This is a genomic window from Thermus caliditerrae (assembly GCF_021462525.1).
In the GTDB taxonomy this organism is placed as follows: Bacteria; Deinococcota; Deinococci; order Deinococcales; family Thermaceae; genus Thermus; species Thermus caliditerrae.
The window spans coordinates 1-21,740 of the sequence record NZ_JAKEDT010000013.1; the positions used below are offsets into that span (position 1 = coordinate 1).

At 65.3% G+C, this 21,740-nt stretch carries 16 protein-coding genes, 1 tRNA gene and 1 rRNA gene; 10 read left to right on the plus strand and 8 right to left on the minus strand.

Going from position 1 to position 21,740, the window contains the following annotated elements; all coding sequences use genetic code 11:
• Nucleotides 1-165 precede the first annotated feature (165 nt).
• Together L1088_RS07870 and L1088_RS07875 are read left to right on the plus strand one after the other, a co-directional pair.
• Nucleotides 166-1,344, plus strand: coding sequence for an LVIVD repeat-containing protein (locus tag L1088_RS07870; protein ID WP_234554443.1), 1,179 nt, complete (start codon nt 166-168; stop codon nt 1,342-1,344).
• Nucleotides 1,277-2,347 carry an SBBP repeat-containing protein gene (locus L1088_RS07875; RefSeq protein ID WP_369123617.1) on the plus strand — a complete coding sequence of 357 codons (1,071 nt, stop codon included), beginning with the start codon at nt 1,277-1,279 and terminating at the stop codon, nt 2,345-2,347. Before L1088_RS07870 ends, L1088_RS07875 begins: the two co-directional genes overlap by 68 nt.
• 52 nt (nt 2,348-2,399) lie before the next feature.
• On the opposite strand, the gene L1088_RS07880 is transcribed toward L1088_RS07875, so the two are convergent.
• Genes L1088_RS07880 through L1088_RS07890 form a run of 3 tightly spaced genes read right to left on the minus strand, consistent with a single transcriptional unit; the run spans nt 2,400 to nt 6,929 of the window.
• Nucleotides 2,400-3,707 (minus strand): amidase, encoded by a 1,308-nt coding sequence (locus L1088_RS07880; protein WP_234554445.1) that lies wholly within the window; start codon nt 3,705-3,707, stop codon nt 2,400-2,402.
• Nucleotides 3,688-4,917, minus strand: coding sequence for a tRNA uracil 4-sulfurtransferase ThiI (gene thiI / locus L1088_RS07885; protein ID WP_234554446.1), 1,230 nt, complete (start codon nt 4,915-4,917; stop codon nt 3,688-3,690). The genes L1088_RS07880 and thiI overlap by 20 nt, the downstream gene beginning before the upstream one ends.
• 2 nt (nt 4,918-4,919) lie before the next feature.
• Nucleotides 4,920-6,929, minus strand: coding sequence for a molybdopterin oxidoreductase family protein (locus tag L1088_RS07890; RefSeq protein ID WP_234554447.1), 2,010 nt, complete (start codon nt 6,927-6,929; stop codon nt 4,920-4,922).
• Between the two features lie 29 nt (nt 6,930-6,958).
• Here L1088_RS07890 and rnhB point away from each other — a divergent pair, with 29 nt between their 5' ends.
• The 4 genes from rnhB (at nt 6,959) to L1088_RS07910 (ending at nt 10,432) form a co-directional block, all read left to right on the plus strand.
• Complete coding sequence (gene rnhB / locus L1088_RS07895) at nt 6,959-7,564, plus strand: ribonuclease HII (protein WP_234554448.1); 606 nt, start codon at nt 6,959-6,961, stop codon at nt 7,562-7,564.
• Between the two features lie 36 nt (nt 7,565-7,600).
• Nucleotides 7,601-8,071 carry a DUF4384 domain-containing protein gene (locus L1088_RS07900; RefSeq protein ID WP_234554449.1) on the plus strand — a complete coding sequence of 157 codons (471 nt, stop codon included), beginning with the start codon at nt 7,601-7,603 and terminating at the stop codon, nt 8,069-8,071.
• 83 nt (nt 8,072-8,154) lie between these two features.
• Nucleotides 8,155-9,234 (plus strand): TRAP transporter substrate-binding protein, encoded by a 1,080-nt coding sequence (locus L1088_RS07905; RefSeq protein ID WP_234554450.1) that lies wholly within the window; start codon nt 8,155-8,157, stop codon nt 9,232-9,234.
• Nucleotides 9,235-9,352: 118 nt separating this feature from the next.
• The gene (locus L1088_RS07910; RefSeq protein ID WP_234554451.1) at nt 9,353-10,432 is read left to right on the plus strand and encodes a TRAP transporter substrate-binding protein; all 1,080 of its coding nucleotides are present in this window, start codon (nt 9,353-9,355) and stop codon (nt 10,430-10,432) included.
• 53 nt (nt 10,433-10,485) lie between these two features.
• Here L1088_RS07910 and L1088_RS07915 read toward each other — a convergent pair whose 3' ends face one another.
• The 4 genes from L1088_RS07915 to L1088_RS07930 form a co-directional block, all read right to left on the minus strand.
• Nucleotides 10,486-11,979 carry a TRAP transporter large permease gene (locus L1088_RS07915; protein WP_234554452.1) on the minus strand — a complete coding sequence of 498 codons (1,494 nt, stop codon included), beginning with the start codon at nt 11,977-11,979 and terminating at the stop codon, nt 10,486-10,488.
• On the minus strand, nt 11,976-12,515 hold the full coding sequence (locus L1088_RS07920) for a TRAP transporter small permease subunit (RefSeq protein WP_234554453.1): 540 nt from the start codon (nt 12,513-12,515) through the stop codon (nt 11,976-11,978). The genes L1088_RS07915 and L1088_RS07920 overlap by 4 nt, the downstream gene beginning before the upstream one ends.
• A 108-nt stretch (nt 12,516-12,623) precedes the next feature.
• The gene (locus L1088_RS07925; RefSeq protein WP_234554454.1) at nt 12,624-14,198 is read right to left on the minus strand and encodes a phosphoglucomutase; all 1,575 of its coding nucleotides are present in this window, start codon (nt 14,196-14,198) and stop codon (nt 12,624-12,626) included.
• Nucleotides 14,199-14,266: 68 nt separating this feature from the next.
• Nucleotides 14,267-16,078 (minus strand): peptidylprolyl isomerase, encoded by a 1,812-nt coding sequence (locus tag L1088_RS07930; protein WP_234554455.1) that lies wholly within the window; start codon nt 16,076-16,078, stop codon nt 14,267-14,269.
• Between the two features lie 44 nt (nt 16,079-16,122).
• Here L1088_RS07930 and L1088_RS07935 point away from each other — a divergent pair.
• The 3 genes from L1088_RS07935 (at nt 16,123) to L1088_RS07945 (ending at nt 18,232) form a co-directional block, all read left to right on the plus strand.
• A tRNA-Arg gene (locus L1088_RS07935) sits at nt 16,123-16,199 on the plus strand.
• An 83-nt stretch (nt 16,200-16,282) separates the two neighbouring features.
• Entirely contained in the window at nt 16,283-17,416 is a 1,134-nt protein-coding gene (locus L1088_RS07940) for an MFS transporter (RefSeq protein WP_234554456.1), read from the plus strand.
• Nucleotides 17,417-17,425: 9 nt separating this feature from the next.
• Nucleotides 17,426-18,232: a universal stress protein gene (locus L1088_RS07945; protein WP_234554457.1), complete on the plus strand. Its 807-nt coding sequence runs from the start codon at nt 17,426-17,428 to the stop codon at nt 18,230-18,232.
• A gap of 35 nt (nt 18,233-18,267) precedes the next feature.
• On the opposite strand, the gene L1088_RS07950 is transcribed toward L1088_RS07945, so the two are convergent.
• Nucleotides 18,268-18,615: a phage holin family protein gene (locus L1088_RS07950; RefSeq protein ID WP_234554458.1), complete on the minus strand. Its 348-nt coding sequence runs from the start codon at nt 18,613-18,615 to the stop codon at nt 18,268-18,270.
• Between the two features lie 167 nt (nt 18,616-18,782).
• Here L1088_RS07950 and L1088_RS07955 point away from each other — a divergent pair.
• Nucleotides 18,783-21,681 (plus strand): 23S ribosomal RNA (locus tag L1088_RS07955).
• The last annotated feature ends 59 nt before the right edge of the window (nt 21,682-21,740 follow it).

Sequence of the window (21,740 nt, forward strand, 5' to 3'; positions counted from 1 at the left end):
TCCTTCCATCCCCTCTCCGCCCTCAGGTTCCTGGGGCTCTATGCGGTATAACGGTCAAGTCTGGCCCTGGTCTACACGAGCCTCTTCCTCTCCCCAGAGAGCCTCTGGGTCGTTTCTCCCGCAGGCGCTTTTGTTTACGCCCTGCGCCTGCCCGATCTGCCGCTAATGGCTTCCAGCGAACAAGTCCCGGCGGTGGAGCGGGTGGAGAACCCCCGTTTTGCGCAAAAGTTCGGCGCCTATGCCTCCGTGGTCTCGGGAAAGATCAGCTACTTGGCCACCCGGGACGGGCTGAAGGTCATGGACCTTACCGATCCCAAGAATCCCAAGCTGGTGGCTCACGTCAAGGGCTTTGTGGCCTATGCCCTCCAGCTGGTGGGGGATTTGCTCTACGTGGGCTGTGCCGATGGGGTAAGGGTATTCCGGGTGAAGGGGCCAGGGAGCCTGGAGCAGAGGGTTTATTTGCGGGATAAGGCGGTTTACAGCCTTTTGTTTGTACGAGACGTTCTTTACTTGGGTACCGCAGAGGGTGTGGTCGCGGTGGTGTGGAAGGGGCCGGCTTTGTCTGTCCTCTGGCGCCGGGAAGCGGGTCCCATCTACTCCATAGGGGAGCGGCAGGGGTACCTGTACTTTGGAGGCGCTTCTGGGCTTTGGGCTCTGGCGATCGGGCAGGGCGCCCAGGGGATCCGCTTGGTCCTCAAAGAGCCTGTCTTCTCCCTGGTTTGGCACCAGGACTTCCTCTACCTCGGGGGTGGGAGCGGCCTGCGGGTGTACCGCTACAAGGCGCCCGCCGAGCTCGTCTACGTGACAGGGCTTCCGGGCTTTTCCGCCTGGTACCTGAACCGGGTGGGCAACCGCTTGTACGTCCTTGCCGAGGCGGGGCTTTACCTCCTGGATATAGCGGAACCCGCCTCGCCGGTGGTGATCGTCCACCGCCCAGGCGTGCTTTGGACGGACTTTTTCCTATTGGGGACCTACCTTTATGGCCTGGGGCCTGACGGCGTGTATCTCGTTCAGGTGGAGGATGAGGCCAGCTGGGTGGTGACGGGTCTGGTGCTTAACTACTTGGCCCAGGTTACGGCTCCTGCCACACCGCCCCCTCCGCCCCCGCCACCTCCGTCCCCGGCCAAGGGCTGGTATGGGACGTACTGGGTCAAGACCTGGGGAGCCACGCCCGTTTTCTTCTTCGTCCCAGAAACCAATGCGACATCGGTAGCCGTGGACCCCAAGGGCTACGTGTACGTGGGGGGGGTACACCTCCGGAACTCTGCCCGGTCAGGTGCACCAGGGCGGGGAGGACGCCTTCTTGGCTCGTTTCGATCCTTCGGGGAAACTCCTCTGGCTTAAGCAATTCGGCACTTCTCAGGCGGACGGTATATTCGCCGTAACGGTGGATAAGGTTGGGAACGTCTACGCCGCGGGGCACACCTTGGGCTCCTTGGGCGGAGCCAGCCGAGGGGACTGGGACTTCTTCGTGGTCAAGTTCACGCCCGAGGGTAAGCGCATCTTTGCGAAGCAGTACGGCACCCCCTTTTGGGACAAGGTGACGGGACTGGGTGTGGACAGGCAGGGCAACTTGTACGTGGGGGGCTTCACCTATGGTGCCTTCCCCGGCCAGAGAAACGCCGGGGACCGGGACTACTTCTTGGCCAAGCTGGATGGCGATGGCAACCTCCTCTGGACCCGCCAGGGAGGTTCCCCGGGTGGGGATGTGACCCTCGGGTTGGCGGTGGGGAGCGACGGCTTTGTCTACCTGGTGGGCACCACCGACTCGGTCTTTCCTGGCCAGCGCGGTTACGGGGGCGAAGACGTTTTCTTGGTGAAGTTTGACCTTCGGGGGAATAGGGTTTGGGCGCGGCAGTACGGAACGGAGAGGGACGACCGCGGTCAGTCCGTGGCGGTGGATGCCACGGGGATTTACGTGGGCGGCACCACCAAAGGGAGCTTTTTGAATAAGGGTCTAGGCACCAAAGCCTTCCTCCTGAAGCTGGATGGCAGAGGGGAGAGACTCTGGGTGCAAGAGTTTGGTGTAGGTGTCGTGGAGGGCGAAGGGGTTATCACGGGCTCGGCCTATGTGGCTGTAGCCCCAGGGGGCCAGGTGTACCTGGCGGATTCGGCGACGGGGAACCTTCCGGGCTACATAGGCGCGGGCGGGGCGGATGTGTTTGTTCTGGAATATTCCTCCAAGGGCGAGCTTCGTTCCGTGCTCCAGTCCGGTACGGACGACGACAACCTGACGTACGCCTTGGCTCTGGGTCCTAAAGGTGAGGTCTACGTGGTGGGATCTACGGGGAGTGAGGCTTTTCTCATGAAGGCCAAGAACCCCTTGCCTCCTTACGTCCCTCGCTAGAGCTAGCTGGCTTCCTCCGGGGGTAGCGACCCGCCGCCCCCGGAGGCTCCCTTTAGAGCCGGAGCCGGGCCTCGAGCCACCCTCCGATGGCCAGGACCCGCCCGTCCTCGGCGTAGGGCCCCACCACCTGGAGCCCCACGGGCATCCCCTCCACCCGGGCGAAGGGCAGGGTTAGGGTGGGCACCCCCAGGAGGCTAAAGGGCAGGGTGAGGGTGATGAAGGCCTCCCGGTGGCTCTTCTTCCCCGATTCCAGCTCCACCTCCTCCGTGCCCAAGGGGGGCGCGGGGAGGGGCTGGGCGGGGAGGAGGAGGGCATCCACGCCCCTTAGGGCCTTCACCAGCTGAAGGCGCAGGGCCTCCCGTTCCGCCACCGCATCCCGGTAGTCCTTCTCCGTGAGGGCAAGCCCCGCCAAGAGGGCCTCCCGCACCTGAGGCGAGAAACCCTCGGGGTGCTCCCTTAGGGCCTTTTCGTGGATGCGGGCCGCCTCGTAGCGCACCAGGCGGGTGTAGACCTCGTAGACCCCGGGGAGGGGGAGGGAAACCTCCCTCACCTCGGCCCGAAGGCCGGGCAGGTCTTCCAGGAGGCGGGAAAAGGCCTTCCGCACCCCTACCCCAAGCCTCCCCTCCAGGAAGTCCAGGGGCACGCCGAAGGTGGGGTTTTGCGGGCCCTCGAGGGGGATGCTTTCCCCGGCCAGGATCTCCGTGAGGAAGTGGGCATCCCGCACCGTCTTGGCGATGGGCCCCGCATGGTCGGTGGAGCGGGAAAGGGGCAGGGCCCCCTCCAGGCTCACCCGGCCGAAGGAGGGCTTGAAGCCCACCACCCCGTTGAAGGCGGCAGGGATGCGGATGGACCCCCCGGTGTCCGTGCCCAAGGAGGCGAGGCCGATCCCCAAGGCCACAGCCACGGCGCTTCCGCCGCTAGAGCCCCCCGCCTGACGGGTGGGGTCGATGGCGTTTTTCACCGGGCCTGTCCAGGGGTTTTCCCCGGTGATGCCCAGGGCCACCTCGTGCATGTTGGTTTTGGCGAAGAGGAGGGCGCCCGCCTCCCTCAGGCGGTGCACCGCCGCCGCCTCCTCGGGCAAGGGGGGGAGGGGGGCTTGGGTGCCCGCGCGGGTGGGCATGCCCTTCACGGGAAAGAGGTCCTTCACCGTGAGGGGCAGGCCGTGGAGGGGTCCCCGCACCGCTCCCCGCCTAAGCTCCTCCGTAAGCCTTTGGGCTTCCCGCCTTGCCCCCTCCTCGTCCAGGTAAGCCAAGGCGTTGCGGTCCTGGAAGGCCCGGGCCCTTTCCAAGGCTTCCTCCAAAAGGGCCAAGGGAGTGGTTTCGCCCCTCTCCAGGAGGGCTTTAGCCGTGAAGAGGTCCATGCTCCATTATAGGGGCCTTCTCCTGAGCCTCTGGTAGGGGTTTTTGCCCCGGCCAGGCGTAGCGCACCACCTCCCGGTCCTTAAGGGCCAGGGCGATGAGCTCGTCGGTGGAGAGGCGGCTTTCCACCTCCAGCACCACGGGGAGCTGGGCTTGGGTCACGGGGTGCTTGGGGGCGAAAAGGGTGCAGCATTCCTCGTCGGGAAGGATGGAAAGGGGGTAGGTGCCGATGCGCAAGGCCTCGGCTTTGATCTCCTCCTTGTGGAAGCCGATGAGGGGGCGGAAGACGGGGAGGGTGGCGGCCTGGTTAACCACATGAAGATTTTCCAGGGTCTGCGAGGCCACCTGGCCCAGGCTGTCCCCGGTGACCAAGGCCAGGGCCCCCTCCTCCTTGGCAATGGCCTCGGCGATGCGGAGCATGTAGCGGCGGTAGAGGACCACCCGGTAGGCCTTGGGGGCCTCGAGGATGATCTGCCGCTGCACCTCACTGAAGGGAACCAGGTGGAGGGTGATGCGGTGCTGGAAGCGCACCAGGCGCTCGGCGATAGCCTTGGCCTTCTCCCGGCTCTGCCCGGAGAGGAGGGGGAAGGGGTGGAAGTGCACCAGGGCCACTTCCGCTCCCCGGCGCATAAGGCGGTAGGCGGCCACGGGGGAGTCGACCCCGCCGGAAAGCAAGGCCACCACCTTCCCGGAAACCCCTGGGGGAAGCCCCCCGGGTCCCGGGTGGCGCTCCAGCTCCAAGAGGGCGGCCTGGGGCAGGATGCGCACCCGGAACTCTCTCTCCGCTCCCTTGAGCCGCACCTGGGCGCCAGTCCTTTCCTTCACGAAGGCTCCTAAGACTTGCTCTACCTCCGGGGAGGGGAAGGGGAAGCCCTTGTCGGAGCGCTGGGCGGTGATGCGGAAGCTCTGGAAGCGCTCCTCGGGGAGGATCTGCGCCAGGGCGGACTTCAGGGCCTCGAGGTCCGCCGCCGTGCGCAGCACCCGGGCGAAGCTCTCCACGCCCAACGTGTCCTTAAGGCGCGCCCTGGCCTCGGGCCAGGCGGGCGCGGGCAGGCGGAAGAGGAGGGCCATGGGCCACTTGGCCTCCAACCTGGCCCCCGTGCCCTTGAGGGCCCGCTGCACGTGGTCCTTGGCTCTTTTAAAGAAGAGAGGGCGGTTTTGGCCCTTCAGGGCCAGCTCGTGGAAGAGGTTTACCAGCACCAGGGTTTCCATGATCAGGCCAGGCGGAGGGGCTCCACCTCCACCGGGGTGGAGTGGAAGGTGCTCCCGCCCCCCAGGTCGGTGAGCCTTTCCGAGGTGAGGTGGTTCACCCCCTTGCCGTCCGGGGCCCACTTCTCCCACCAGGTGCCCTCGAGGACCACCGTCCCCGGGATGGGGGCCTCCGTCACCCTGGCCTTGCGCACCACCTGGCCCTGGGGGGAGCGGAGGTAGACCAGGCTGCCGTCCGTCACCCCCCGGGCCTCCGCGTCCAGGGGGTGGATGAGGAGGACGGGCTCCCCCCCTTCCGCTTCCACCAGTTCCCGCACGTTCCCGTAGGTGGTGTTGAGGAAGCGGTGGGCGGGGGGGGTGAGGAGGATCAGGGGGTAGTCCGGCAGGGGCTCGGTGGGGATGACCTCCGGCGGGGGGCTGAAGCGCACGGGGCCTTGGGCGAAGGGCAGGAAGGGCTTGGGGAGGTGGAGCTTCACGAAGCCCTCCCGCTTGAGCCGCTCCAGGGTGATCCCCTCTAGGTAGGGGTGGTCGGTGTCCAGGAGGCTCCTGGCCACGTCTTCCGCCTCCCAGTAGAGGGTGGGCTCCTTTAGGCCAAGCCGCCGCGCCAGCTCCCGGAAGACCCAGGTGTTGGGCTTGGCTTCCCCTTCTGGGGGGACCAGGGGCTCGTTCCAGGAGAGGTAGTAGTGGCCGTAGCTGGTGTAGAGGTCCGGGTGCTCGTAGAAGAGGGTGGCGGGGAGGAGGTAGTCCGCGTAGCGGGCGGTTTCCGTCATCACCTGCTCCAGGACCACGGTGAAGAGGTCCTCCCGCAATAAGCCCTCCTTCACCCTCCCCGTGTCCGGGGCCACCACCAGAGGGTTGGAGTTGAAGACGAAGAGGGCCCTTATGGGGGGATCCAGGCGGGTGAGGGCGCTGGCCAGCTGGTTCATGTTCACCCGGCGCGCCTGGGGGTTGGGCCGGAAATAGCCCTCGTGGGGGCGCATTCCTTCCAGGAGGTGCCTTCCCCCCAGGAAACGCTTGTTTAGGGGAAAGGCCCCGCTGGTGGAGAGCATGGCCCCGCACCCCGGGTAGCGCCAGGCCCCTAGGAGGGCGGGAAGGAGGATCACCGCCCTTAGGGCGTTGCCCCCGCCGGGGTGGCGGGTCATGCCGTAGCCCACCCTTACGAAGACCCGCTTCGCCTCTCCCAGCTCCCGGGCCAGCCGTTCTATGGCCTCCTCCGGCACCCCGGTGAGGGCGCTGGCCCTCTTGGGCGTCCACCTCGCCGCCTCCTCCTGGAAGGCCTCCACCCCTGTGGCCGCTTCCTCCAGGTAGGCCCGGTCCACCCAGCCTTCCCGGAAGAGCACGTGGGCGAGGGCGTAGGCCAAGGCGGCGTCGGTGCCGGGGCGGAGCTTGAGGTGCTCATGGGCGAAGCGGCTCGTGGGGTTTTCGTAGGGGTCCACGTGGACCACCTTGGCCCCCCGGCGCCTGGCCTCCTTGAGGAAGGGGGTGAGGTGGCTGTTGGTGGAGAGGCTGTTGATGCCCCAGAGGAGGATGTGGCGGGCCTGGGGGATGTCCTCGAGGTCTGGGGCCAGGCGGGGCCCGTAGGTCATCTCCCAGGCGGCGCTCCCCGCGGTGGAGCAGATGGTTTCCTCTAGCTCGCTGGCCCCGATGGCCCGGAAGAAGGCCAAGGGGTGCTGGTTCTCCACCAGGCCCATGGTGCCCGCGTAGTGGTAGGGCAGCACCGCCTCGCCCCCGTGGGCGTCCAGGATGGCCTTGAGCTGTTCGGCGATTGCCCCTAAGGCCTCCTCCCAGGAAATCCTTTCAAAACGGCCCTCCCCCTTCCGCCCCACCCGGCGCATGGGGTAGAGGAGGCGCGCCTTCGCCCTTTCCGGGTAGCGGTAGGTCTTGGCGCAGGCGAAGCCCCGGGTGACCGGGTGGCGGGGGTCGCCCTCCACCCGGGCCAGCCTCCCCTCTTCCAGGGTGAGGAGGAGGCTGCAGGCGTCGGGGCAGTCCAGGGGGCAGGTGACGCGGGCCTTCATGGCCTTTAGCATAGGGGAGGAGGCTAGGGGTGGAGCCTTTGGAAACTCCCTTTTGGCGGAAGGGCCTCCTTGTGGCCGGGATAGACGAGGCTGGCCGGGGGGCCTGGGCGGGCCCCATCGTGGTGGGGGCGGTGATCCTGCCTCCCGGGCGCTACCCTTTTCGGGATTCCAAGCTCCTAAGCCCCAGGGAACGGGAGCGCTTGGCGGAGGAGGTGCGCCGGGTGGCCCTGGCCTCGGCCCTGGGGGTGGCGGAGGTGGCGGAGGTGGACCGCCTGGGGCCCCTGAGGGCCACCCTTTTGGCGGCCCAAAGGGCCTTGGCCCTCTTGCACCCTCCTCCTGAGGCCCTGGTCACCGACTACCTCCAGGTGGCCACCGCCTCGCCCCTTCTGGCTCCTCCCAAGGCGGACCAACATAGCCCCAGCGTGGCCGCGGCCAGCATCCTGGCCAAGGTGCACCGGGACGGGCTCATGGTGGAGCTGGATGCCCTTTACCCAGGCTACGGCTTTGCCCGGCACAAGGGCTATGGCACCCCGGAGCATCAGGAGGCCCTGGCCCGCCTGGGGCCTTCTTCCGTCCATCGCAGGCGCTACGCCCCTGTGGCCCAGGCGGCCTTAAGGTTTCCTGAAGGGCCTTAGGTAGCTTTCGGGCTAAGCTGGAAAGCGGAGGTGTCCATGCGGCTTCTTGTCGTGCTCCTGGCGGGCCTGTTTTCCGCCTGCACCGTGACCCTCGAGGGGGTTTCCCTCACCTACCGCCTGGACCTCACCCCGGCCATCCTGCGCTTTGAGCCCGACCGGGGAGTGGGGGCCACCTACTTCGTGGGGGAGGATATCCGCTTCTTCCTCACCCTGGAGAGCCCAGGCTGGGTCAGCCTGGTGGTGGTGGATCCGGACAGGCGCACCTACGAGCTGGACCGCTTCTACCTGGTCCGGGGCACGCACGTGCTTCCTCCAGGAGCTTACCGCTACACCCTTACCCCGCCCCGGGGCCTTCACCGGGTGCGGGCCATCTACACCGACACCGAGCCCGGTGCTTTGCGGTTGGAGGGTTTCTTCACCGACTGGGACGCCCGGCTCCGGGTGTACCTGGAGGCCTCGAGGGCCCTCCATCCTCATGTCGCGGAAACGTACTTTTACGTGCGCTAGGGCCTGCGGGAAGGGGGAAGGGGGCTTGCGCCCCCCATCCGGACCCGGGGTATAATCCCCCCGGACCACGAAGGAGGTCAACAATGAAGCGGAGAGACTTCTTAAGGAAGGCGGGTATTGGCGTAGCGGCCAGCGCAGCGTTCGGCCCGGTCTTTGCCCAGGCCCAGCCCACGGTGAGGTGGCGCCTTACCAGTAGCTTTCCCAAAAGCCTAGACACGCTTTTCGGCGGGGCCGAGGAGTTTGCTCAAAGGGTGGCGGAGCTCACGGGAGGCAAGTTGCAGATCCGCGTCTACCAGGCGGGGGAGATCGTGCCCGGGTTACAGGTGCTGGACGCGGTACAACAAGGTACCGTGGAGATGGGCCAGACCGCCAGCTACTACTACGTGGGCAAGAGCCAAGCCCTGGCCTTTGACGCGGGGGTGCCTTTCGGCCTCACCTACCGCCAGCAGAACGCCTGGATGTACCATGGGGGCGGCATTGGCCTCTTCCGGCCCATCTTCGCCGATTTCGGCATCATCCAGTTCCCCGCGGGCAATACGGGGGTGCAGATGGGCGGCTGGTTCCGCAAGGAGATCAAGGGCCTGGCGGACCTGAAGGGCCTCAAGATGCGCATCCCTGGCCCCGGCGGCCAGGTGATGAGCCGCCTCGGGGTGGTGCCCCAGGTGCTGGCGGGCGGCGACATCTACCCTGCCCTGGAGCGCGGCGCCATTGACGCCACCGAGTGGGTGGGCCCCTACGACGACGAGAAGCTGGGCTTCTACAAGGTGGCCAAGTACTATTACTACCCCGGCTGGCATGAGCCTGGAACCCAGCTCACCCTCTACGTGAACCTGAAGGAGTGGCAGAAGCTTCCCAAGGAGTATCAGCAGGCCATTGAGGTGGCGGCTTCGGAGGTGAACCTCACCATGCAGGCCAAGTACGACCAGCTGAACGCTGCAGCTCTCCAGCGCCTCATCAAGAACGGGGTTCGCCTCAGGAAGTGGCCCGCCGAGGTCCTTAAGGCGGCGCAGAAGGCGGCCTTCGAGTGGTTTGAGGAAGAATCCGCCAAGGACGCCACCTACAGGAAGGTCTACACCGCCTGGAAGAAGTTCCGCGAAGAGCAGTACCGCTGGTTCGGGGTGGCGGAGCTGGGCTACGAGCAGTTCGCCTTCCCTGCCCTCTAGACGTCGCTTCTTGCCCCGGGGGTGCGGTGGCCCCCGGGGTATGGCTTGCATACTTTATCTGTCTATCGGTATACTCCCTCTGAGCCTACCCTGGACGCGGGTGGTCAGGAGGTTGTTCATGAAAAGACGGGACTTTTTGAAGAAGGCGGGTATCGGCGTGGCGGCCAGCGCGGCCTTCGGCCCGGTCTTTGCCCAGGCCCAGCCCAGCGTGAGGTGGCGGCTGGCCTCTAGCTTCCCCAAGAGCCTGGACACTATCTATGGGGCGGCGGAGGTGCTGGCGGAGCGGGTTTCCGCCCTCACCGGCGGCCGCTTCCAGATCCGCCCTTACCAGGCGGGGGAGATCGTGCCCGGCTTGCAAGTGCTGGACGCGGTGCAGCAGGGCACGGTGGAGGTGGGTCATACCGCCAGCTACTACTACGTGGGCAAGAACCCCGCCTTTGCCTTCGACACCGCTCTGCCCTTTGGCCTCACTGCCCGCCAGCAAAACGCATGGTTTTACCACGGCGGGGGCCTCGAGGCCACCCGGCCCCTCTATGCGGATTACGGCTTGATCCAGTTCCCTGGGGGGAACACGGGTGCCCAGATGGGCGGCTGGTTCCGCAAGGAGATCAAGAGCGTGGAGGACCTCAAGGGCCTCAAGATGCGCATTCCCGGCCTGGGCGGCGTGGTGATGAGCCGGCTCGGGGTGGTGCCGCAAACCCTGGCGGGGGGCGATATCTACCCTGCCCTGGAGCGCGGCACCGTGGACGCTGCCGAATGGGTGGGTCCCTACGATGACCTGAAGCTGGGCTTTTACAAGGTGGCCAAGTACTACTACTACCCCGGCTGGTGGGAGCCCGGCCCTGCCCTGGTCTTCATCGTGAACCTCAAGGAGTGGCAGAAACTCCCCAAGGAGTACCAGCAGGCCTTTGAGGTGGCTGCTGCTGAGGCCAACCTCAGCATGGTAGCCCGCTACGACGCGCAAAACCCCAAGGCCCTGCAGACCTTGTTGCAGAGCGGGGTCCGCCTCAGGAAGTTCCCCGCCGACGTTCTGAAGGCAGCGCAGAAGGCGGCTTTTGAACTCTACGAGGAAGAAGCGGCCAAGAACGCCCTCTACAAGAAGGTTTACACCGCCTGGAAGAAGTTCCGCGAGGAGCAGTACCGCTGGTTCGGGGTGGCGGAGCTGGGCTACGAGCAGTTCGCCTTCCCCGCGGTGTAGGGGAAATCCAAGGGGCCCGGGGCGCAAAGCCCCGGGCCCTTAAGCTTGCCCCTTCAGCCCCCTAGGCCATTTACAAAGCGCAGGATGGGATCCCGCAGGAAGTAGACCAGGACCAGGACCAGGAGCTGGAGGCCGATGAAGGGGATGCCTCCTAGATAGATGTCCCCGGTCTTCACCTCCCGGGGGGCCACGTTCCGCAGATAGAAGAGGGCGAAGCCGAAGGGCGGGGTGAGGAAGGAGGTCTGCAGGTTCACCCCCACCAGGAGGCCGAACCACAGCTTGTCGATGTTGAGCGCCTCGGCGCCGATGGCCAGGAGGGGCAGGGCGATGAAGGCGATCTCAAAGAAGTCGATGAAAAAGCCCAGGAGGAAGACCAGAACCATCACGAAGAGGATGAAACCCACCTCACCCCCTGGAAGGCCCGTGAGGAAGCCTTCCACCCAAAGGTCCCCGTCCACGCCACGGAAGACCAGGCTGAAAAGGGTAGAGCCGATGAGAATGAAGATGACGAAGGCGGTGAGTTTGGCCGTGCCCTCCATGGCCCCGTAGAGCACGGGGAAGGAGAGCCTGCGGTTCAGGGCTGCCAGGATCAGGGCCCCCACCACCCCCATAGCCCCGGCCTCCGTGGGGGTGGCCAGGCCGATGAGCACCGTGCCCAGCACCAGGAAGATGAGGACCAGGGGAGGCACCATGGAGAGGAGCGCCCGTTGCAGGAGGCGGTTTCTGCGGATCCAGGGCAGAAGGACCAGGGTCCAAAGGGCTAGAGCCACCAGCACTTCCAGCCACTCCGCCCAGGAGGGGAGGAAGCGGCCCACGGCATAGGCCCCGGTTCCCACCAAGAGGTACGAGAGGAGGGCAAAGGCCGTCTGGGCCTCCTTGCCCGCATCGGGGCGGGCTTCCAGGGGTAGGGCTGGGGCCCACCTGGGGCGGAAGAGGGCCACGTAGATCACGTAAAGGAAGTAGAAGCCCACGGTGAGCCCGGCGGGGATCAGGGCCGCTTTATACATGTCCCCCACGCTCACCCCCAGCTGATCCGCCAAGACGATGAGCACCACGCTGGGGGGGATGATCTGGGCCAAGGTGGCGGAGCCCAGGATCACCCCGCTGGCGAAGCGGGGGTTGTAGCCGTACTTGAGCATGATGGGCAAGGAGATGAGCCCCATGGCCATGACGCTGGCGGCCACCACCCCCGTGGTGGCCGCCAGGATGGCCCCCACGAAGACCACGCTCAGGCCAAGCCCTCCCCTTAAGGGGCCGAAGAGCTTGCCCATGGTGTCCAGGAGGTCCTCAGCCAGCCCGCTTTTCTCCAGGATGATGCCCATGAAGGTGAAGAAGGGGATGGCCAGGAGGAGCTGGTTGGACATGATGCCGAAGATGCGGTCGGGCATGGCCCGTAGGAGAGGGGCGGGGAAGATGTCCAGGGCTATCCCCAAAAAACCGAACACGATGCCCACTGCTCCCAGGGAGAAGGCCACCGGGTACCCGGAGAGCAGGAAGACAATGAGGGCCAGGAACATCAGGGGGGGCATGAGGCTTTCCAGGTTCACTCCCTCACCTCCCCTTCCTCCTCCACCAGTTGCATATGCCCCGTGAGGTAGGCGATGCGCTTAATGAGCTCAGAGAGGCCCTGAAGCGCCAAAAGGGCAAAGCCCAGGGGCAGGGCCAGCTTGATGGGCCAGCGGGGAAGACCGCCTACGTCGGGAGACATCTCCTGCCCGAGGAAGGAGCCTTTCGCCCAGTCCCAGGAGAGGTAGATGACCCCTATGGCCATGGGCAGGAGGAAGAGCACCGTGCCTATGATGTCGATCCAGGCCTGGGTGCGCTTAGAGAAGCGGCCGAAGACGAGGTCGATGCGCACGTGGGCGTTGTGCTTCAGGGCGTAGGCCCCCCCCAGGAGGAAGATGAGGCTGAACATGTACCACTGGGCCTCGAGGTAGGCGTTGGAGCTGTAATTGAAGCCGTAGCGCATAACGGCGTTGCCTGCGGAAAGCAGGGCCACCAGGAGGACCAGCCACACCACCAGCCGTCCCACCCCTTCCGTGAGGGCGTCTATCCACCGGGATAAGGTTATCAGCACTCCCATGCGCGGCCTCCTTTGTCAACGCCTTAGGATGCAGCCCGCCGCATCTTAATGCGGGGTTTTGGGGGGTGTCAATGCGAGAGGCGTTGGGGAGGCCAATCTGGACAAGCATCAGGCAAGGGCCCGGCGCACCAGGGCCATGGCCGCCTCCAGCACCTCCTGCAGGTGGGCTTCTCCCTTGAAGCTTTCCGCGTAGACCTTGGCCACGTCCTCGGTGCCGCTGGGCCGGGCGGCGAACCAGGCGCTTTGGGTGACCACCTTGAGGCCTCCCAGGGGCTCCCCGTTTCCCGGGGCCCGGGTGAGGATGGCCAGGATGGGTTCCTCTGCCAGCTCCTTTGCCTCCACGTCCTCGGGGGAGAGGCGGGCCAGCTTGGCCTTGGCCTCGGGAGAGATGGGGAGGTCCTTGCGGGCGTAGTAGGGGCGGCCCAGGGTCTGGGCCAGCTCCTCGTAGAGCTCGTCCGGGGCTTGCCCCCGCTTGGCCGTCATTTCCGCCGCCAAAAGGCCCAGAAGGAGGCCGTCCTTGTCGGTGGAGAAGGGCCTGCCGTCAAAGCGGAGGAAGCTCGCTCCAGCGCTCTCTTCGCCCCCGAAGCCGAGCCAGCCTTCCAAAAGCCCCTCCACAAAGTACTTGAAGCCCACGGGGGTCTCGTACACCTCCCGGCCCAAGGCCTGGGCCACCCGGTCCAGAAGGGCGCTGGTGACGGCGGTCTTGCCCACCTTAGCCCCCGGCCAGGTGCGGGTGGTGTAGAGATGGTGGACGGCAGCGGCCAGGTAATGGTTGGGGTTCATGAGGCCCCTCTTGGTCACGATGCCGTGGCGGTCGGCATCGGGGTCGTTGCCGATGGCCAGGTCAAAGCCTTCCTTTAGCGCCAGCAGACCCGCCATGGCGTAGGGGCTGGAGCAGTCCATGCGGATCTTGCCGTCGTGGTCAGGGGGCATGAAGCGGAAGGCGGGGTCTAGGGTGGGGTTTACCACCTCCAGGTTTAACCGGTAGGCCTCGGCCAGCCGCTCCCACACCCTTAGGCTCGCTCCTCCTAAAGGGTCCACCCCAAGGCGTAGGCCAGAGGCCCGGATGGCCTCGAGGTCCACCGCCTCCCGGATTTTTCCCACATAAAGCCCCACGTAGTCAAAGGGCTTGGCCCTTTTCAGGGCCTCCCGAAGGGGGAGGTGCTTCACTCCCTTTAGCCCTTCCGCAAGGAGGGCGTTGGCCCTTTCCTCTATGGTCTTGGTGATGCGGGTGTCCGCGGGGCCGCCTGTGGGGGGGTTGTACTTGAAGCCCCCGTCCTCGGGGGGGTTGTGGCTGGGGGTGAGGAGGACCCCGTCGGCCTTGGCCGGGTGCTGGGCATTGTGTTCCAGGATGGCCAGGGAGACCAGGGGGGTGGGTGTGGGGCCCCCGTCCGCGGCGATGCGTACCTCAAGGTCATTGGCGGCGAAGACCGAAAGGGCCGTGGCCCAGGCGGGCTCGGAGAGGGCGTGGGTGTCCTTGGCCAGGAAGAGGGGTCCCGTGGCCCCCCAAGAGCCCCGCAAGTCGGCAATGGCTTGGGCTATGGCCAGGACGTGGGCCTCGGTGAAGGTGCCCTTGAGGCTTGTACCCCGGTGGCCGCTGGTGCCGAAGGCCACCCGCTGGAGGGGGTCTTCCGGGTTCGGGCGTTCCTCGTAGTAGAGGGTAAGGAGCTTGAGGAGGTCCATGGTCCCATCTTAAAAACCCCAAGGGGCCCCGGCCACCTTGGACCAGGGCCCCCGGGGTTTCCCTTGGGCTAGGGCTTGGCAGGCGCCTGCTCTTGGGGCTTGGTTTCCTGGGGCTTCTCCTCGGTCTTGGGGGTGAGCTCCGCCAGCACCTGGCTCAGGCGGTTTTCCACCTTGGCCGCCTTGCGGAGCTCCTGGATAAGGGTCTGCGCCTTGGCCTGGCGCTTCTTGTTGATGACCCCCTGCTTGGCCTCCTCCACCACCTGGGCGAAGGGCTTCAGCACCTCCGGTTGCCGGTTCTTGACGAGGAGCACGGCAAAGGTGCCGTCCTCCAGCTTTACCACCTCGCTTACCTCGCCCAAGGGGCCCTTGGGGAAGGTTTCCTTGACCTTGAAGACCAGGCGGTCCAAGACGGCGGGGAGCTGGTTGGGGTTCACGGTGCCGTACTCGGTGACCGTGCCCTCCTGGGCCTTGGCCAGGGCCTGGAGGTCCCCGCCCTTGAGGGCGGCTTCCCGGAAGGCCTTGGCCTTGGCCTCCGCCTTGAAGACCACCCCCACCACCTCGGCGCTGGCGGGCACGGTGAAGAGGGCAGGGTTTTCCGCGTAGAACTTCCGCGCCTCCTCCTCGGTGGCGCTGATGTCCCGGGTCTCGTACAGGAGGTAAGCCTGGGCCACCTCGTCCTTGCTGCCGATGAAGGGCTTGCCGCTCTTCTTGGCGGCCTCCACCAGGAGCTCGCGGTCGACTAGGCTTTCCAGGGTCTGGGGCAGGAAGAACTGCACCGCTAGCTCGCCCAGTCCCTGCTGGATGAGGGCGGCGGTCTGCTGGTTGGCAAACACCGGCTGCAGGACTTGGGCGAGAAGGATCTCCTTTTCGTTCACCTTAGCGACAGGGGGGTTCTTGTAGGTGTACGAGACGCCCTCGGCGAAGCGCACCTGGGCCTTCTTGCGGAGGTCCTCGAGGTAGGTTTCCAGGGCCCCGTTGCCCTTGGCCTCTTGGGCGTCCTTCTCCACCTGGTCCTTCACCTCCTCAAAGGAGGGGGTTTTGGCAGGCAAGTGTTCCTCCACCTGCACCAGGTAGTAGCGCCCGCCTGCTTCCACCGGCCCCACCAGGCCCGGCCCCTTCAGGGCGAAGACCGCCTCCGCCACTTTCTCGGGGAAGACCACCCTGGTGACGGGCTTGGGCGTGCTCTCGCCCGGTGCCGCCCCCAGGGCCCCTCCCTGCTCGGCGCCCACCTTGGAGTGCTGCTTGGCCAAGGCGGCGAAGTCCTCCCCGGCCCTGGCCTTGGCCAGGATCTCCTCGGCCAGCTTTTTGTCGTCCAACACGATCTGTCGGGCCTTTACCCGGGCTTCGCCCTTATAGCTGTCCTGGTGGACCTCAAAGTAAAACCGCACCTCCTCCGGGGTCGGCTTGGCCGCGGAGCGGACTTGCTCCAGGCGCTTTTGGATCTGGAGTTGGGTTTTAATCTCTGCGCGGAGCTGGGCGTCGGTGTAGCCCACCTGGTTGAGAAACTGCTCGTAGGCCTTCTTCTCCTTAAGCCCGAACTGATCCTTGATGCGGTCCAGCTCCTTGCGCACCTCGGCGCTGCCCACCCGGACCCGGGCAGCGTCCTGCTTGAGGGCCTCGGTGAGGATCACCTGCTCCAGGAAGTGGGTATCCACCAATACCTTCAGGAGCCCCTGAGGGTTGGCCGCGTATAGGGGGTCGTTCCCCTGAAGCCGGAGCAGGTCCAGCTCGTAGACCGCTTTCCCGTTCACCCACAGCACGGGTTTTCCCCGGGCTTGCTGTCCCGCCTGGGGGGTGAAGAGGAGGATGGCCCCCACGGCGAAGGCCAAGGCCAATAGACCGAAGAGGATGGTGATGGCTTTTTTGTTGATACCGAACACTTGACCGCCTCCTCCTGTGCGTGCTACCATGCTTTCCGCTGAGTGCGCCCGTAGCTCAGCTGGATAGAGCGTCGGCCTCCGGAGCCGAAGGTCAGAGGTTCGAGTCCTCTCGGGCGCGCCATTTTTCTTTTGGCCTTCCGGAAAGCCCTAAGCACGAAGGGATTTTAGCACACACCCGGTGAGAGCAGGGTTTACGATGGGAGGGTGTTGCCCCTTCTCCTGGCCTGGCTCCACGCGGTAAACGACCTCTTCTCCAACTTCCTCACCCCCCTTCTTCCCAAACTCATGGCCCACTTCGGGGTGGGCTTGGGCACGGTGGGTCTTCTGGTGTCTGTGTACTCCCTCACGGGAAGCCTCCTGCAGCCTCTGGCCGGCTTGGTGGCGGACCGAATGGACCGGAGGGTCCTCGCCGCCTTAGGACCGGTGTTGGTGGCCCTGGGGATGGGTTCTTTGGGCCTCTGGCCCCGCTTTGAGGGGCTGCTCTTGGTCCTGGGGCTCGCCGGTCTGGGATCAGCCCTTTTCCACGCTTCCGGGGCCAGCCTGGTGGGGGAGCTGGCCCCGGGGAACCGTAGAGGGTTCTGGCTCTCCTTCTTCGGCTCTGCAGGCTACTTAGGCCTTTCCCTGGGGCCGGTGGTGGCTCTCTTCACGGTAGGGGCTTGGGGCCTGAAGGGCCTCTTTTGGCTCACCCCCCTGGCGTTGCTTCCGGCTTTGGTCCTCCTGCGCCTTCCCCCCGTGCGCCGGCAGGGGCGGCCTGCCGGGTGGCGGGACTTCCTCCGGGTCTTTCGGGGAGATGTGGCCCGGCTCTGGGGCATGGCCACCCTGCGGAGCTTAGTCTTCATGAGCTTCTCCACCACCTTGCCCTACTGGTTTGCCCAGAGGGGGATCACCGATGCCTACACGGCCGTGAGCCTGTCCACCTACAGCTTTTCCGCCACCCTGGGGGCTTTCTTGGGGGGCACCCTCTCCGACCGCTGGGGACGGAAAGCGGTTTTGGTGGGCACCCTTACCTTTGGGCTTCCCCTTTACCTGGCCCTCCTCTTCTTCCCTGCGGAGAATCCCTTGTACCTCGTGTTCCTGGCCCTTACCGGGGCGCTGATGAACGCGGGCATTCCCGTGGCCGTGGCAATGGCCCAGGAACTGGAACCTGGCCAGACGGCTACGGTGTCGGGCCTGCTCATGGGCTTTACCTGGGGGTTTGCGGGGCTCTTTTATGCGCCCATTGGCCACCTGATCGAGGTCTTTGGGGTGATGCCCGTTCTGCTGGTCCTGGGAGTGTTGCTTTTTCCCGCCTGGATCTTGGCGCGTTCGGTCCGAGGAGCCGTGCCCTCCCGGGCGTAAGATAAACCCATGAGGATCCTTTTGGCCACGGATGGCTCGCCGCAGGCACGGGGGGCAGAGGTATTGGCCGAATGGTTGGCCTACAAGCTTTCCGCCAAGCTGCTGGCGCTTTACGTTCGAGATGCGCGCCTGATGCGGGTGCCGGAGCTTTTGGACCTGGGTGCCCTCACCATTCCCTTGCCCGTCTACCGTGAGGAGCTGGAGAAGGCCCTGACCGCCAAAGGGGAGGCCATCCTGGAGCGCATCGGTAAGAGCGCAGAGGAGGCAGGAATAGCCGTGGAGCTCCACATGGAAACCGGCTTGCCCCACGAGGTCATCCTGCGCCATGCCCGGTCCGCAGACCTCTTGGTCATGGGAAGAAGCGGGGAGGCCCATGGGGGGAGTTTTGCCGGGTTGGGTAGCACCGTGGACCGGGTGCTTCGCGCGTCTCCCACGCCGGTGCTGGTGGCGCCTACCGACTACGTGGAGCTCGAGGGTGCCATTCTGGGGTACAACGCTTCCGAGAGCGCGGTGCGGGCCCTGCACGCCCTGGCCTCCTTGGCGGGACCCCTTTCCCTTCCTGTGCGGGTGGTGAGCGTGCATGAGGACCCGGTGCAGGCGGGGGCGTGGGCCCTCGAGGCGGAAACCTACCTTCAGGACCAGGGGATCAGGGTGGAGGCTCTGGCCTTCACCGGGGATGCGGCGGAGCACCTGTTGGCCCTGCAAAGCCCCTCGGACCTTCTGGTCTTGGGTGCGCCTGTCCGGAGGTTGGTCCTGGGAAGCACCACGGAGTACGTGGTGCGCCATGCGGTGGGACCAGTGCTCACCGTTCGCTGAGGCCCTGGGCCTCCCCGCTCCGTTGGGGAAGGGCTTCAGTCGCGCAAAAGCCAATTGAGGACGAGGCTCACCAGGGAGAGAATCAGGGCTCCCCAAAAGGCCCCCGCGAACCCCTGGACCTGCAGGGCGGTGGCTTGCGCCACCAGGTACAGCACCACCCCGTTCACCACCAGGGTGAAAAGCCCTAGGGTCAGGAGGTTCAAGGGAAGGGTGAGAAAGAGGAATAAAGGCCGCAGGAACGCATTGGCCACTCCCCAAATGGCACCAGCCACCAGGTAGTCGGCCAGCCCTGCGCCGGGGGCGAAGGAAACCCCCCGATACAGGAGGCTTACCAACCAAAGGGCGAGGGTGTTCAGTAAAAGCCGCGCCAAGAGCTTCCTCATGCCCTCAAGTCTACCCTCAGTTCCGAGGCGGAGGCCCACCCCCTCTTGACATGGTGCGGGGTGTCTGGTAGTTTTTTCTTTGCGCTGCCTGGATGGTGGCGGGGGATCTTGAAAGCTGGGGTGGAGAAATAGGAGCCGAGGGTTGCGTGATGAGCGCGACCTTGAAGGGTCAAGATGCTAAGGGCCCACGGTGGATGCCTTGGCACCCGAGCCGATGAAGGACGTGGCTACCTGCGATAAGCCAGGGGGAGCCGGTAGCGGGCGTTGATCCCTGGATGTCCGAATGGGGGAACCCGGCCCGTGGGAACACGGGTCACCGCTCTTTGAGCGGGGGGAACCTGGGGAACTGAAACATCTCAGTACCCAGAGGAGAGGAAAGCGAAAGCGACTCCCTGAGTAGCGGCGAGCGAAAGGGGAAGAGCCCAAACCGTTCGGCTTGTCCGGGCGGGGTTGTGGGGCCCTCGGATACCGAATCCCTAGCCTAGCCGAAGCCTCTGGGAAGGGGCGCCAGAGAAGGTGAAAGCCCTGTAGGCGAAAGGTGAGGGGATAGGTGAGGGTACCCGAGTACCCTGTGGTTCGTGGAGCCATGGGGGAATCTGGGCGGACCACCGCCTAAGGCTAAGTACTCCGGGTGACCGATAGTGAACCAGTACCGTGAGGGAAAGGTGAAAAGAACCCCGGGAGGGGAGTGAAATAGAGCCTGAAACCGTGGGCTTACAAGCAGTCGCGGCCCCTTTGGGGGTTGCGGCGTGCCTATTGAAGCATGAGCCGGCGACTCACGGTCGTGGGCGAGCTTAAGCCGTTGAGGCGGAGGCGTAGGGAAACCGAGTCCGAAGAGGGCGAAGGCGGGCCGCGTGCGGCCCGCGCAGTCCGCGGCCGTGGACCCGAAACCGGGTGAGCTAGCCCTGGCCAGGGTGAAGCTGGGGTGAAACCCAGTGGAGGCCCGAACCGGTGGGGGATGCAAACCCCTCGGATGAGCTGGGGTTAGGAGTGAAAAGCTAACCGAACCCGGAGATAGCTGGTTCTCCCCGAAATGACTTTAGGGTCAGCCTCAGGTGCTGACTGGGGCCTGTAGAGCACTGATAGGGCTAGGGGGCCCACCAGCCTACCAAACCCTGTCAAACTCCGAAGGGTCCCAGGTGGAGCCTGGGAGTGAGGGCGCGAGCGATAACGTCCGTGTCCAAGCGCGGGAACAACCGAGACCGCCAGCTAAGGTCCCGAAGTCTGGGCTAAGTGGGAAAGGATGTGGCGTTGCTGAGACAGCCAGGAGGTTGGCTTAGAAGCAGCCATCCTTTAAAGAGTGCGTAATAGCTCACTGGTCGAGTGACGCTGCGCCGAAAATGATCGGGGCTTAAGCCCAGCGCCGAAGCTGCGGGTCTGGGGGTTTAACCCTCAGGCGGTAGGGGAGCGTTCCCGATGCCGACGAAGGTCGTCCGCGAGGGCGGCTGGAGGTAAGGGAAGTGCGAATGCCGGCATGAGTAACGATAAACAGGGTGAGAATCCCTGTCGCCGTAAGCCCAAGGGTTCCTACGCAATGGTCGTCAGCGTAGGGTTAGGCGGGGCCTAAGGTGAGGCCGAGAGGCGTAGCCGAAGGGCAGCCGGTTAATATTCCGGCCCTTCCCATGGGTGCGATGGGGGGACGCTCTAGGCTAGGGGGACCGGAGCCATGGCTGAGCCCGGCCAGAAGCGCAGGGTGGGAGGTAGGCAAATCCGCCTCCCGCGAGCTCTGCGTGGTGGGGAAGCCCGTGAGGGTGACAACCCTCCGAAGCCAGGGAGCCAAGAAAAGCCTCTAAGCACAACCCATGGGAACCCGTACCGCAAACCGACACAGGTGGGCGGGTGCGAGAGCACTCAGGCGCGCGGGATAACCCTCGCCAAGGAACTTTGCAAGTTAGCCCCGTAACTTCGGGAGAAGGGGTGCTCGCCTTTGGCGAGCCGCAGTGAATAGGCTCTGGCGACTGTTTACCAAAAACACAGCTCTCTGCGAACTCGTAAGAGGAGGTATAGGGAGCGACGCTTGCCCGGTGCCGGAAGGTCAAGGGGAGGGGTGCAAGCCCTGAACCGAAGCCCCGGTGAACGGCGGCCGTAACTATAACGGTCCTAAGGTAGCGAAATTCCTTGTCGGGTAAGTTCCGACCTGCACGAAAAGCGTAACGACCGGAGCGCTGTCTCGGCGAGGGACCCGGTGAAATTGAACTGGCCGTGAAGATGCGGCCTACCCGTGGCAGGACGAAAAGACCCCGTGGAGCTTTACTGCAGCCTGGTGTTGGCTCTTGGTCGCGTCTGCGTAGGATAGGTGGGAGCCTGTGAAGCCGCCCTTTCGGGGGCGGTGGAGGCGCCGGTGAAATACCACCCTGATGCGGCTGGGGGCCTAACCCAAGGGATTGGGGACAGCGCTTGGCGGGCAGTTTGACTGGGGTGGTCGCCTCCTAAAAGGTAACGGAGGCGCCCAAAGGTTCCCTCAGGCGGGACGGAAATCCGCCGGAGAGCGCAAGGGTAGAAGGGAGCCTGACTGTGAGGCCTGCAAGCCGAGCAGGGGCGAAAGCCGGGCCTAGTGAACCGGTGGTCCCGTGTGGAAGGGCCATCGATCAACGGATAAAAGTTACCCCGGGGATAACAGGCTGATCTCCCCCGAGCGTCCACAGCGGCGGGGAGGTTTGGCACCTCGATGTCGGCTCGTCGCATCCTGGGGCTGAAGAAGGTCCCAAGGGTTGGGCTGTTCGCCCATTAAAGCGGCACGCGAGCTGGGTTCAGAACGTCGTGAGACAGTTCGGTCTCTATCCGCCACGGGCGCAGGAGGCTTGAGGGGGGCTCTTCCTAGTACGAGAGGACCGGAAGGGACGCACCTCTGGTTTCCCAGCTGTCCCTCCAGGGGCATAAGCTGGGTAGCCATGTGCGGGAGGGATAACCGCTGAAAGCATCTAAGCGGGAAACCTGCCCCAAGATGAGGCCTCCCACGGCTTTAGCCGGTAAGGACCCGGGAAGACGACCCGGTGGATGGGCCGGGGGTGTAAGCGCCGTGAGGCGTTGAGCTGACCGGTCCCAATCGTCCGAGGTCTTGACCCTTTTTGCACTGATGTCCACCCCAGCTGGGATCCCCTGCCGCTTTTGGGCGGCGTGGGATT

Coding starts and splice junctions, on each gene's coding strand:
- L1088_RS07905 (WP_234554450.1), top strand. CDS start 8,155: ATGAAGCGGAGAGACTTCTTAAGGAAGGCGGGTATTGGCGTAGCGGCC.
- L1088_RS07950 (WP_234554458.1), bottom strand. CDS start 18,615: ATGAGGAAGCTCTTGGCGCGGCTTTTACTGAACACCCTCGCCCTTTGG.
- L1088_RS07880 (WP_234554445.1), bottom strand. CDS start 3,707: ATGGACCTCTTCACGGCTAAAGCCCTCCTGGAGAGGGGCGAAACCACT.
- L1088_RS07945 (WP_234554457.1), top strand. CDS start 17,426: ATGAGGATCCTTTTGGCCACGGATGGCTCGCCGCAGGCACGGGGGGCA.
- L1088_RS07925 (WP_234554454.1), bottom strand. CDS start 14,198: ATGGACCTCCTCAAGCTCCTTACCCTCTACTACGAGGAACGCCCGAAC.
- thiI (WP_234554446.1), bottom strand. CDS start 4,917: ATGGAAACCCTGGTGCTGGTAAACCTCTTCCACGAGCTGGCCCTGAAG.
- L1088_RS07870 (WP_234554443.1), top strand. CDS start 166: ATGGCTTCCAGCGAACAAGTCCCGGCGGTGGAGCGGGTGGAGAACCCC.
- L1088_RS07900 (WP_234554449.1), top strand. CDS start 7,601: ATGCGGCTTCTTGTCGTGCTCCTGGCGGGCCTGTTTTCCGCCTGCACC.
- L1088_RS07920 (WP_234554453.1), bottom strand. CDS start 12,515: ATGGGAGTGCTGATAACCTTATCCCGGTGGATAGACGCCCTCACGGAA.
- L1088_RS07890 (WP_234554447.1), bottom strand. CDS start 6,929: ATGAAGGCCCGCGTCACCTGCCCCCTGGACTGCCCCGACGCCTGCAGC.
- L1088_RS07910 (WP_234554451.1), top strand. CDS start 9,353: ATGAAAAGACGGGACTTTTTGAAGAAGGCGGGTATCGGCGTGGCGGCC.